Below are 12,157 nucleotides of genomic sequence, written 5' to 3'. Positions count from 1 at the left end.
ACGCCCCGGTGGAAGCCGACGGCCACCGGATCGGCTGGGAGGTGCAGCTGTCCACCGCCGGCCACGACGGGCCCCGCAGCGTGCGGTCCCGCGCTCAACGCGCGGCCCGGCAGGCACCGGCCTGGTGATGTTGCCGGGGTCGGGCAGTGCCGCCCGTCCGGCCGCGTGGAAGCATCAGGCCCGCCCGGGGAGAGCCGACCACATCAGCGGGAGGCTCCCGCAGCGAGGAGCGGCACGGGGCGGGCGGATGACGAAGACGAGAAGCAAGAGCATGCGGGCGCGGCGGGCTGCCCGGCGCAGAAAGACCGCGGTCGCGCACAGGGACGGACACCGTGCTCCGGCCGCCGTATATCAGGCGCCGGCGGGCAGCCGCGCCGATCTGGAGCACCAACTGCGCCGGGTCCGCGGACGGCAGGCACCGCCCGGCCGGATCAAGCGGGCCCTGTGGTGGTGCATGGCCGCGTTCACGCTGGCCGGAGCGGCGGCCACCGGTACCTTCACGGTCTCGGCCGCCGGCTGGGCCGGAACACCGGGGGTGCTAACCGCGCAGGAATGCCGTCAGGAGTCCAACGGCAAGGGCGGGCACAGCACGGTGTGCTCCGGGGTGTTCGTCTCCGACGATGGCCGGTCCACCGACCCGCAGGCGAGCATGGTGTGGCACGGCGGCGAGGCGGGCGACAGCGTACGGGTCCGCACCGTGGCGCCGGACGGCTACCAGCAGCAGGGCGCCGACGAGGTAGGGCTGCTGGTGACACTCACCGGCATATTCACCCTGGCCGGTACGGTATGCGGCTTCACGGGCCTGTCCCGCACCGGCCAGGACCGGCTCGCCTCCCACCTGCCCGACCGGGCCTTCGCCCGCTACGTGAACTGGCAGAACTGACCCCTCTCCGGCCGCCGCGCGGACAGTCGGCCGACTCCCCGGGCGCCACGCGGCAAGACTCGCAACGGGGAGGGCGGAACAGGCCCCCGGCCCGCGCCACACCCGGGTAGACCTGGCCCGGCTTGCCTGCCGCCCGGCGGTGGTTGTCGAATCGGGAAAGTCGGTGGATGGGGTCGGTGGCTTGTCAGAGCCTGAGGTTAGCGTCGCGCTCATGGGCATCCACTGCGAGTACGTCCGCCTGTCCCCGGCCGAGCTGCGGCGGTCGTTGGGTGATCCGCCCTGGGCGCAGGAGCACCTCGACGAGCTTGGTGACGCCTGGGCCGATGAGGACCCGCTGCCACCGGAGAAGGCGCCGTTCTTCAGCATCGAGAAGACCTGGCACAAGCTGCACCATCTCCTTGCCGCCCACGGCGGCATGCCGGTCGACATCATCCACGGAGGGGCCGAGCTTTCGCTGGAGAAGGAGATGGACTACGGCCCCGCCCGCTACCTGAGTCCCCAGGACGTTGCCGGGGCTGCCGGTTTCCTTGGCAGCACACCGTTCGGCGAGCTTGCCCGGCACTACGATCTGGCGGCCATGCGCCGCGCCGATATCTATCTCCTGCCGGAATCCAAGGCTGAGGTCTCCTCGGACCTGGACATTCTGCGGCGCCGCTACCAGGAGCTGACCCGGTTCTTCCGCGCCGCCGCCACAGCAGGCGACACCGTCGTTCTCATGCTGACTTGACCCGGCTCCGGCCCCCTGCCCGGACTGCTCCACCCGACACCGCCCCGCCTCGATGCCGGAGGCGGGGGCGTTGGTGGTGGCTGGGATGCTGCCAGGCATGAACGCGCAAGAGTTCCTGCGCGGCCGGGTCTACGACATCGACTCGGGCGACCTGGTCCGGGTCTGTCTGCCGGGAGTTGGCGGGCCGGACTACCGGAGGGTCTGCTGATGGCTGAGCCCGGACCCGCCGCCTGGCCGCCTGCCCCGGTCAGGACCGGGCGGCTGGTGCTGCGCGCATCCGGGGCCGGGGACCGTGCGGCGCTCATCGAGGTGTTCGCCTCGCCGGAGGTGGGCGCCTACCTCGGTGACCCCCGACCGCGTGATGAGCTCGAACGGGCGGTGCCCGGGCCTGTTCGTGGTCGAACTCGACGGGACGATGATCGGCGTGGTCACGTTCGATCGGCGCGGTGCGGAGCGCCCGGGGCACGTCCGTGCGGAGGCCGGGGAGGGCGAGCTCGGTTACCTGTTCCTGCCGCAGGCGTGGGGATGCGGATACGCCGCCGAGGCGTGCGCGGCGGCACTCGGCTGGTTCGCCGCCGCGCCGCCCGGTTGAGCCGGTGCCCGGCAACGCGGGGCCGCCAGGCGCATCGCGCGGTCGCCGACCTCGGCGCGTCGCTCGGCCTCAGGCCGCACGTCGGAAGGGAAAGCCGTACGGGGGACGGGGACGGGGAAGGAACAGTCGGGACGTCCGTTGCAGCCGGACGGTCTGGTTCGTACGGGACGGGCGGGGGAGCCCGGCGCCGCGGAATCCCGACGGCACGCGGGGCCTGCCGTTCTGGTCCACTTCCGCGCGCGTGGCACGCGTGTGGGGCCGTGGGCTGTGGGTGGCGTCGATGCCCTTGGAACAGTGGCGGGACAGCGAACTTCCCTCCGTTGCCCGGGCGAGCCGCTGATCGGGGTCAACTGGTCCGGCCCCCGCCTCGTGGGATGGAGCCTCACTGTTACAGAGGCACTCAATCGCCTTTCTGCCGCCGACTGACCGGCACGGCATGCACCACCTGTGCGTGGCCGGGGCCGAGCGGGGCGGCAGCCGAGGGGCTTCATACACGGAAGGCTCCGCTGCAGAACCGGCTGTCCCCGGCCAGCGCCCGGTAGGTGACGCCTTCCCAGCCGTTGGGCCGGTCGGCCAGACGGGTCGCGGCCTCGCCCGCTAGGTAGGCGCGCACCACCTGCGCGCCCCCGGCCTCCAGCATGGCGGTGAGCTGGCCGCGGATACCGCTCAGAGTGCGGTTGGCTTGGGTCGCGAAGAGCTGGCCCAGCCCGAACAGCTCGAAGTGGTACCGGGCGCGGCCTATGAGGATCCGGTCCCACGTTGGCGGAGGGTTGACGAAGAACTCCAGCCAGAGAGGATCGCCGTGCACCACCCGCGCATCGAGCCAGGAATCGTGATCGATACGGTCGAGGTAGGGGTGCAGCGGCGTGGCCTCCGCGCTCGAGGGCACCGCCTCCCCCTTGGCCCGGTTGCAGTCGGCGCAGGCCGGCACCAAATTCAGCGGATCGACACACAGCGCGGAAAACACCTTCTTGGGCATCACATGGTCGAGAGTGCGCACCACGCCGTGGCCGCACAGCGGGCACCGCTCGTCCCGCGGAGCCGCCATCAGCCGCTCGTACAAGGCGCGGCCAGCTTTGGCGCCGACCATGCCGTTCTCATACACCCACGCCACCACATCGGCAGCCGGGATGCCCGGTACGGCGAAGGCCGCGCCGCACAACGCGTGCAGCAGGCCGTCCCGGGCCGCGTCCCGGAAACGCTCACCTGCGTCGGCGACGTGGTCGGCGGCGTCCAGCAGCCGCCCGCGCCGGCGGGGATCCCGGGTGCTGCCCACGCAGGTTTCGTAGCTGAAGCGGGCAGAGATCGCCGGGGGATCCAGCGGCCACATCAGGCCCCTCCTTGCGCGGCCCGGTGCGCCAGCAGGATCCGCACCAGGCCCTTGGCCTCTCCGCCGAGCTGCCCGCCGAAGCGGGCCAGCACCTCCTCGTAGGTGTCCAGCTCGCCCACGGCCCGCTCGATCTCGGCATGGAAGCCGGACTGCCGGACTTCCAGCCCGAACACCTCGTGGGTGAGAACCCCGACGTTCTCCCCATAGGTTTCGATCGCGGGCCGCTCAGGCCGGCGGCGGTCCCAGTGGCCGACTTTCCACACGCACGAACGCGGAACCTCCTGCAGGACCACCGGGGAGTGGGTGCTCAGCACCGCGACCGCGTTGCGGTCGGTGAGCAGATCCGACAGCGCCTTGACGAAGGAGGCCAGCAGCGGCGGATGCAGATGGGCCTCGGGCTCGTCGATGAGCACCAGCGACTGCTCGGCGGCGGTCTCCACCAGCCGGGTCAGCGTCAGCAGCACGATCGCATGCCCCGAACTCAGCGCGGAGAAGATCTCCCGCACAGTGGTCAGGTCTTCCTCACAGAACGCCCCGCGTGTCGCCAGACTCCGGGCGAAGGCGTGGACGGGGGAGTGACAGAAATACGGGTCGCTGCCGAGCGTGTCCAGTGCGGTGATCCACCGGCCGACCCGCTCGGCGGCCACCACCTCTTCCACGCTTCGGCTGAACTCCTCGCTCAACTCCTTACGCGTCTTGCGCTCCCGCGTGGGACGCCCCAACTCGTCCACCGTGGCCAGGCCCACGTAAGTGAAGGACACCGATGCAGGACCGGCCTCGGCTGGCGGCGTCTCCTGGCCGCCGCTGACGTCCTTGTCCGCGTCCCAGCCGGGCAACCCGTCCTCGTCCTCGTCCTGCTTGCGGGCCGGATCGAAAGCACTGAACGTCACAAAGACCAGGTTGGTGAACGCCCCGGCAACCCCGCCGGGCCAGGCGATCTCCCCGGCTCCCTCCCGCTGCTCCTGCCAGCCGACCACCGCTGCGGCGATATCACCGAGCAGGGTGGTCTTGCCCACCCCATTGCGGCCGATCAGCACATGCACGTTGGTGGGGGGCTGCGCATGAGGGGTGACGGAGAACGACAGCCGCCAACGCCCGGACCTATCTTCGTCTTCTTGCCCGGTGTCCGCGAAGGAGGCGACGTAGTCGAAGCGGTACGCGGTAAGCCGGGTACCGCCCTGGGCGATCCGCCGGAACTGCACCTCTACTGTCTGCGGCTCGATGCTGCGCAGCAACGAGGTCTGAGTCACGTCCCACTGCACCGCCTGCCCGAAGCGCCCCGGGCTCAGCGCGATGTCGCACAGACCGTCCAGGATCTCCCTGCCCAACCGGGGGCCGAGTCGCCGAATGTTCTCGTAGTAGAGATCGTTCTGTCCCACCGAGAACCAGTACAGCCGGCGCCCCAGTCCCTCCAGACGGGAAAACTCCCCCGCCTCCAGTGGCCATTCCCCCCGTAGCAGATCGGCATAGCCGATCTTGACCGACCCCAGCTCGGCGACCACCCCGCCGCCGTCCCGGAACCACAGGCGGTACAGCGTCATGTAGCCGTCATCCCCAGCGTCCCGCCGCGGCACCAGGAGACAGGCGCGCGGACCGTCCTGCACCCGCTCGCCGTCCCCCAGCACGATGAACCGCATACATCTCTCCCGTGGAATCGAAACCGAGCCGCCACCCACCGCCCCGGGCAGCACACTTCCGCTCGGACCTCTGGGCCGCAGAAGCGACCAGGGGGCGGCTCAGTCGCAGTCCTTCATGCTGCCCTTGCCGCCGGCGCCCGAGGACGGCTGTTCACCCGCATTCGCAGTGAAATAGGCTGCCGAGGTCGCACTTCTGCTGGGAGGCGGTGATCTCGGCGACCCTCTCCGGAACGCTTGACCCGGAATGTCAGCGAGCTTGGCCCGGGGCGGAGACGACATGAGCTGCTCGGCGATGTTCCGGTTCATCACACCACTAACGTCGGGTTCGGGCTGGACGGTGAGGAGTGACCCGAGAGTGCTCTCCGCCGCAGAAGGGCCTGTGGTGGGCAACCAGCTCCTCCATCACCATCAACGGCACCGCTATCCGGTGGTGTCCCGACCGCCGCAGCGTGCGGATGAGGTCGGCTCGTGGCCCGTGTGGACTCAGCCGGTGCACCGCGTTCGTGTCAAAGGCGATCATCAGGGCTTCCGCACTGTTCTATACGTATCTTTCCGCAACAGCCCACTCGGGTAGGCCGCTTCGAGGCAACCCTCTGCCGTCTGCGGCTCCACACCTCTTCCCCGCCCGCATGGCCCGCTACGGCAGCGTCCGTAGCGGGCGGAGAAGGCGGGGCTGGCCCCTCCGGGCACCGGACGCTCACGGTCACATACGGCTCCGGCGAAGGGCGCTGGCTACCCAGTGGCGATCACCGCGTGCAGGCAGTCGTCGCAGGCGGATTCCTCGTCGGCCGCAGCAAACGGCTTCCCGCAGCGGGCGCACTCCCGCATGCCGGAGCCGGTCTCGCCGCAGTGGAAGCAGAGATCGACCGGGTTCTCGGGGTCAGCCGCGGTGAGCACCGTACGCACCAGGGCCTCGACGTCGCAGAGCGGGCACCAGTACACCGGATCCAGCCCGCCGGAAACCGCCGACCACGTGGTGCGGCCGAGGACCTCGTACGCGTAGGCCAGTGCGATGTCTTCGGGCCCGCGCCGCTGGTGGCAGTAGAAGCAGTAGCCGCCCTCCCCGGCCCCGACGGCCAGAGCGAACTGGTCGCACTCCCAACACGTGACGGTACGGGACTTCACAGGGTCGAGATCGGGACGCAGCCGCCGCATCCGCGCCGCGACGTAGCCGCGGATCTCGTCGAGCCCTTCGCGGATCCGGGCCAGCGAAGCGGCAGTATCCCCGTCTGGCGGGCCGATACGGGGCAGCAGCTCCGAGTCCACGAAGTGGATCAGGAACTCCAGCACGTTCACGGCGTTCGCCCCGATCACGTACCGGTTGACCTTGGCGTCGTGCGGGCGGCCGTAGTGCTGGAGCTGGTTGCGGAGCTTGGCTAGATCCTTGAGGTTCTTCTCCTCCTTCGGACCGATGGCGACACCCGCGAGGTTAACGAGGCGGGTGACCGTCTGGTCCACGGTGCAGCTGTCCAGGCTGCCGTCGTCCAGCTTGCTGCGCTTGGCATCGCCGGGGTTCTTGAACACCAAGCTCCAGTGCTCCAGCTCCAGCCGGTACTTCAGCAGGCACTCAACAGCGGCCTGCAGGTGCACCACGGCGTACTTCAGCTCCCGGCGGCCGACCTCCTCACCGCGCAGGTGATCGACCACGCTGACCAGATAGTCCAGGCCGTTGTCCAGCGGCGGGTAGTGCACCTCGGCGGCCAGATCCCTGCCGTCCGTGGTGAGCGCGGCCTGCCCGGCCGACGCCGCGCCCTTCTTCTCATCCCTCACAGCGGGCGTGCCCCCCTCTCGTTCCCACCAGCCTGGCGGCTGCCGGAACATCATGCCGCCCGCCGCGGACCCTCGACAGGCCGTGACCCCTTCTCTCTCGGGGCGCACGGCCAAGGCGGCCACAACAGGACGGTCTGCGGCGCCCGCCCGGGCACCGCAGGCCGTCCCGTCCTCGGATCCCGGTCCCACAGTGACACCTGCCCACCCGGTAGCCCCACAGCCAGCCCGCCACCGACCCCGCCCCCGAGCCCGGTGGCGGGCTCTCGGGGAAGACACCGGTGCCAGGAGCCCCTGCCTCCTGGCACGATGCCCTCCATGTGCCCACTGCCCTGCCCCGCAGGTCTCCGACGTCACCGCAACCGCCGCTTTCAACGCCGGGCGGCGAGACCGACACCCCGCAGCACGGCCCCGCTCCCCGCCCGCTCCGCGCAACGGCCGGGCGCCGGGCCGAGCCCGGCTCCTAGGATGTGGCCGTGCGGAACACCAAGGCGTTCAGGGAAGCCGTTGCCCAGACACTCGCGGAGCTGGCCCGCCAGGGGGTGACCCTCGCGCTGGCGACCGTTGAGGACACCATCGAGAAGCAGATCACCACCGTGTCCGAGCGGCTCGGCATCCAGACGCGCTCCGCCTGGCGCTACTTCGACGCCAAGATCACGGCCGACCACCTGGCGCAGAGCCTGTCCTCCTACGAGGACAGCAGCAACAAAGGTGTGGGGCAGGCCCCGATGCCGCCGATCGACAACCCCGAACTCGCCCTGATCCTCGCTGGTGTCCTGGACTCCCTGGCCCAGACCGGCGGCGACCTGTACGGCGTCATCGTCAACGTGGCCGTCAACGCCTGGATGGCCGGCCACATCCACGGCGAGGACGGTTGTACCGGGTGCGACGGCAGCCGCGGCCTGGCCGGGCCGCGGCTGGGAGGCCCGGATGCGCACCATCGCCGAGATGCAGCCGGACATCGTCAAGTGGTTCGATCGCCAGGTGTGGACCCGCGCCGTCAACGACACCGGCTTCACCGTCACCCGCCGCTGACACGGCCCACAACCCGGCCCCGGCCTGTTGTCCGGGCGCCGGAACGAACTTCATCCACCACACCGAGACCCGCTGGCACCCCGGAGGCAACCGGACCCGCGCCCGCGTCACCTGGGATCGGGCCGTCGAGGAGATGCGCACCACGATGCGCGGTCCCACCCAGGCCCTGGGCGCCCTGCGTAAGACGCAACTGGAGCACGGCCCGGTACTCCAGGCCCACGCCCAGGTGGCGCGCTGTCTGAACGCGACGCCGGTCAGGTCTTTCTGGCCCGCTGGGGGGACTTCACGGCGTTGCCGGAAACGCGCACACGGCACCGCACCGTCCTGGGCGGGCCCTTTGCCGCGCCGGCCGCAGGGCACATCCACTCCTGCTGGGTAACGTCGCCGGTTTTCCGGGCGGCCTGGTGTGGTGGGCTGCCATAGTGGGCCGAAAGGGTGGTGACCCGGTAGGGCGGCTGCCCGCCCCTGCCCCGGGCCCCGCACGCTGCGCGCCCCGGGCCCCGCGCGTGCCGGTGCGGCCGCCTTCCGGCTCCTGGCGCCCGGTGGTACTCGCCTCTTCGGTCGCCTCATGGCATCTGATCGCCTGCCTGCCTCGGAAAACATTACAGATTCCGCATGGGAAAAGGTCTGCTCAGCAAGGTTCTTGACGGGTCCATAGGCGAAAAACATTACGTATCGCTGCTACCGTTGCGTTACGGAGGTCGGTGAAGGGATGGGTATGTCGGCTGGCCGAGCGTCAGATACACGGAACCGGTGGCCTCTTGTGGGGGTGCACCAGGCACGCGGCGAGCTGGCGTCGCTGGTGGCGGCAGCCGGGCAGGGCCAAGGCACACGGATCGGGAAGGACGAGCCGGGCCGGTGCGCGGTCCTGGCGCCGCTGTCCTGGCTGGGGGAGGACCACCGGCGGCTGGTGCCCGCCCTGGCGCAGATCCCGGTCACCGCGGCCCGGGCCAAGCTCGGCGAGCTGGTCACCGCCGCCGCCTGCGGCGCCCCGCAGGTGCTGACCCGGCGCGGCGCTCCCGTGGCGGTGCTGATGGCCGACGTCCCCGCTCCCGCCGTCGCCGGTCCGGCCGGCGGGCAGCCCACGCGGGCGGGGACATCCGCGCGCCGTCGGCTGGCCGCCCTCGGCGAGACGCTGGGCGAGCTGGCGCCCCGGGCAGAGGCTCTGTCCTTTGGTCTGCCGCCCCTGGATGAGGCCGCCCGCGTCCTTGCCGCCGGATGTCTGGCGGTCGTGGCCGCCGCTCCGGGGGCCGGGGGGAGCCTGCTGGCCGTTGCCGCCGCCCGCGCCACCGCGCTTGGCCAGGGCAGGCCGGTCCTCTACGCCGCCTCCGGACCGGCCCGCCAGGATGTGGCCGCGCGGGTGGTGGCCGCCGAGACACAGGTGGACTACCAGCGGTTGCGCGCCGGGACGCTGCCCCCCGCCCAGCAGGTGGCAGTGCAGGAGGTGACCGCGCGCCTGGTGCGGGCCCCGCTGCACATCGACGACGGATCGGACCTGAGCGCCGAGGCGATCGCCGAGACCGCCCCGGACGTCGAAGACCTGGCGCTGGTGGTCGTTGACCGCCTCCACCACCAGCCGGTGGCGCACCTGCCGCTGTCCGGCCAGGCGCTGCCGGGCGCGGCCCGCACTCTGGCGGCGCTGGCCCGCCGCCTGCAGGTGCCGGTCCTGGCCGTGGTGGACACCGACGACCCGGCCACCGTCGCCGCCCTGGACGCGGACGTCACCATGGTGGTCACCCGCGACGGGGACCGGGCGCAGGCCACCGTCGGCGAACGCGACCTGGGCCCGCTGGTGTCGGTGCGGCTGGGCGCCGACTTCGCCCGGGCACGCTTCACCGCCCCGTCCAAGGACGCCCCCGCCGAGCCCGCCGCCCCGTCTCCCGTGTCGTCCGCGCCCGCCCACCCGGCACCGGCGGCCGAGCCTTCCACCGCCGCGCCCACTGCCCCGGCCACGCCTCCCGGGACCCCCACCGCTCCCGCATCCGGCGCCACCGCGGCTGCGGTGGGGGAGCCGCCCGCTGTAGCGGTGGCGCGCGGCCCGGTCGCTCCGTGCGCCGACTGCGGGGCCCCCACCCCCTACCGCATCGGCGGCCGCCCGGCGCACATGAGGGGTTTTTGCCGCACCACTGCCGAGACCGCCCCGGGCGCCGTGCCTGTGCCGGTCCCGGCGCCGCCCGCCGCGCCCGACTTTGCTGCGGCGCCTGAGGACCGGACTGCCCCGGCCACCGCCCCGGCCGAGAGGGAGAGGGAGCGGCCGGGGGCGTGGCCGGCGGGCACCGGCCGGCCCGCCCCCGGGTCACAGCCGCCTCCCGCCCTGCCCGCTGTGCCGGGGGCGCGAGCCGCCGAGGCCACCGGCCCGCACCCGCAGGGCGAGGAGGACATCGGCCAGGAGGACAGCAGCGAGGACGCCTTCGCCTGGGGGCCCTTCGCAGTCCTGGACGGGCACGGCACCGCTCACCTGGCCGACGGTGCGACCATGCCGTGCCCGGCCGCCACCATCCGCGAGCTGGCGCAGTGGGTGGCCGACCGGCCGCTGGGCAGCCGCCGCCTCAAGCCCCACGGCCGCGACGGTGACCCGCTGGTGGTGCTGATGCCCGAGGCCGCCGAGCGGCTGGGCCTGCCGGCCAGGGAGGACCCCGCCTTCCGGGCGCTGCCCGCCGACCATCCGGTGCTGGCCGACCTGGCCGCGCACGGCTGGGAGGTGCCCCAGCGCGGCGGGCGGCCCTGGTTCAGCGCCTGGGTGCGCGTCTTCCAGCGCGTGGAGCGTGGGCGCCGCTCGGTGCAGCTGGCCGTCCTGCCCTGGGGCGCGCTGTCCCCGTCGCTGGGCTGGCCGCTGCCGGTGGACAAGGACACCAAACGCCCGCTGTCCACCACCGCCGAGGTGGTGGCGTTCCTGAACGCCTACAGCCGGCGGGTGATGACCCCGGTCAGCTCCAGCGCGGCCACCGGCCAGGAGCTGATGGTCGCACTGCGCCCGCCCACCCGGGCCTGGCGCGAGCCGGGAGCACAGAAGACCGGCTCGGCCTGGGTGCCCGGCGCCCTGCACGTGCCCGTCGAGCCCGCCCCGTGCGAGGTGAACCGCGAACACCCCCTGGCCAAAGGGCGCGACCACACCGACCCCGCCCAGACCCTGATGGAAGAGGCCCTGCAGTGGTGGCGGATGCCCACCGACGCCGAACGCGCCTGGCCCCACGTCGTCGCCTTCGACGTCAACTGCGCCTTCGGCGCCGCCGCCAACAAACTGACCGTGGGCACCGGCGGCTGCTACCACCTGCCCCGCGCCCGCTTCGATGCCAAGCTCCCCGGCAGCTGGCTGTGCGACCTGTCCGGCATCGAGACCGACCCGCGCCTGCCCAGCCCCTTCACCCCCGACGGACGCCCTCCGGCCGGACCGGCCTGGTACGCCACCCCCACCCTCGCCTACGCCGTCGAACGGGGCTTTGCCCCACCACCGATGGAGGCGTGGGTGCGGCCCAACGACCGGCAGGCCGCCGCCCTCGGTATCGCCCCCGCCGACCTGTCCGCCCCCCTCGACGCCCAGGGCCGGCCCAAGACGCCCCCCGTGCCGCCGTTCGGCAACGGCCCCTACCTCACGGACTGGTACGAGCACCTGCGCGACGCCTACCTGGACACCTACGCCCGCCTCGGTATCACCCCCGGCCTGGAACCGCAGGAGTTCCTGGCGGCGATGGCCCGGCTGGGCGACGCGAAATTCCGTGCCCAGCACGCGGTGGAGCTGAGGGTCCTGCAGGCCATCAAGGCCACCTTCAAGGGCGCCATCGGCAAGCTCCGCGAGCGCCCCCACGACTTGGGGCGCCGCGGCGACCCGCACGCCCCCTGGCCCGCGCTGCAGCGCCCCACCTGGCGCCCCGACATCCGCGCCGCGGTCATCGCCCGCTCCCGCACCAACCTCCACCGCAAGATCACCGCGACCGCCGCCGCCACCGGCGCCTACCCGCTGGCGGTCTACGTCGACTGCGTCCTGTACGCCTCACCCACCCCCGACATCCAGTGGCTGACCGGCCACAAAGGCGGCTTCCGCCTGGGCCCCAACCCCGGGCTGGTCAAGCCCGAACCCTCCCACCCGATGGACTGGTACCTGGACCTGACCGCCCGGAAGGCCAACCCCGGCCGCTACATCAAGGGCGACGGCACCGACGCCGCCGCCACCGAAGGCGAGTAGACC

7 protein-coding genes and 1 pseudogene are annotated in these 12,157 nt (G+C 72.3%); 4 read left to right on the top strand and 4 right to left on the bottom strand.

From position 1 onward, the window contains the following. Window positions 1-247: 247 nt before the first annotated feature. From CUT44_RS08805 to CUT44_RS08795, 3 genes and pseudogenes are all read left to right on the top strand, one after another. The gene (locus tag CUT44_RS08805; protein ID WP_100201613.1) at window positions 248-883 is read left to right on the top strand and encodes a hypothetical protein; all 636 of its coding nucleotides are present in this window, start codon (window positions 248-250) and stop codon (window positions 881-883) included. Between the two features lie 211 nt (window positions 884-1,094). Continuing rightward, entirely contained in the window at window positions 1,095-1,610 is a 516-nt protein-coding gene (locus CUT44_RS08800) for a YfbM family protein (protein ID WP_100201624.1), read from the top strand. A gap of 207 nt (window positions 1,611-1,817) precedes the next feature. Further along, a pseudogene (locus tag CUT44_RS08795) lies at window positions 1,818-2,199 on the top strand (GNAT family N-acetyltransferase); the annotation flags it as partial. 490 nt (window positions 2,200-2,689) lie between these two features. Here CUT44_RS08795 and CUT44_RS08785 read toward each other — a convergent pair. The 4 genes from CUT44_RS08785 to CUT44_RS33910 all read right to left on the bottom strand — a co-directional run bounded on the left by CUT44_RS08785 (window position 2,690) and on the right by CUT44_RS33910 (window position 7,799). Further along, window positions 2,690-3,532 (bottom strand): HNH endonuclease signature motif containing protein, encoded by an 843-nt coding sequence (locus CUT44_RS08785; protein ID WP_100201612.1) that lies wholly within the window; start codon window positions 3,530-3,532, stop codon window positions 2,690-2,692. Further along, entirely contained in the window at window positions 3,532-5,169 is a 1,638-nt protein-coding gene (locus CUT44_RS08780) for an AAA family ATPase (protein WP_100201611.1), read from the bottom strand. Before CUT44_RS08780 ends, CUT44_RS08785 begins: the two co-directional genes overlap by 1 nt. 732 nt (window positions 5,170-5,901) lie before the next feature. Further along, a complete protein-coding gene (locus CUT44_RS08775; protein ID WP_100201610.1) occupies window positions 5,902-6,939 on the bottom strand; it encodes a hypothetical protein in 1,038 nt (345 codons plus the stop codon). Between the two features lie 368 nt (window positions 6,940-7,307). Then, entirely contained in the window at window positions 7,308-7,799 is a 492-nt protein-coding gene (locus CUT44_RS33910) for a hypothetical protein (RefSeq protein WP_233221322.1), read from the bottom strand. A gap of 941 nt (window positions 7,800-8,740) precedes the next feature. On the opposite strand from CUT44_RS33910, the gene CUT44_RS08765 reads away from it, so the two are divergent. Then, a complete protein-coding gene (locus CUT44_RS08765) occupies window positions 8,741-12,154 on the top strand; it encodes a type II toxin-antitoxin system prevent-host-death family antitoxin (RefSeq protein ID WP_158239583.1) in 3,414 nt (1,137 codons plus the stop codon). The last annotated feature ends 3 nt before the right edge of the window (window positions 12,155-12,157 follow it).

This window comes from Streptomyces carminius (assembly GCF_002794255.1).
GTDB classification, from domain to species: domain Bacteria; phylum Actinomycetota; class Actinomycetes; order Streptomycetales; family Streptomycetaceae; genus Streptomyces; species Streptomyces carminius.
Note: the sequence above shows the minus strand (reverse complement) of the source record. Positions and strands in the feature narration are given on the sequence as shown.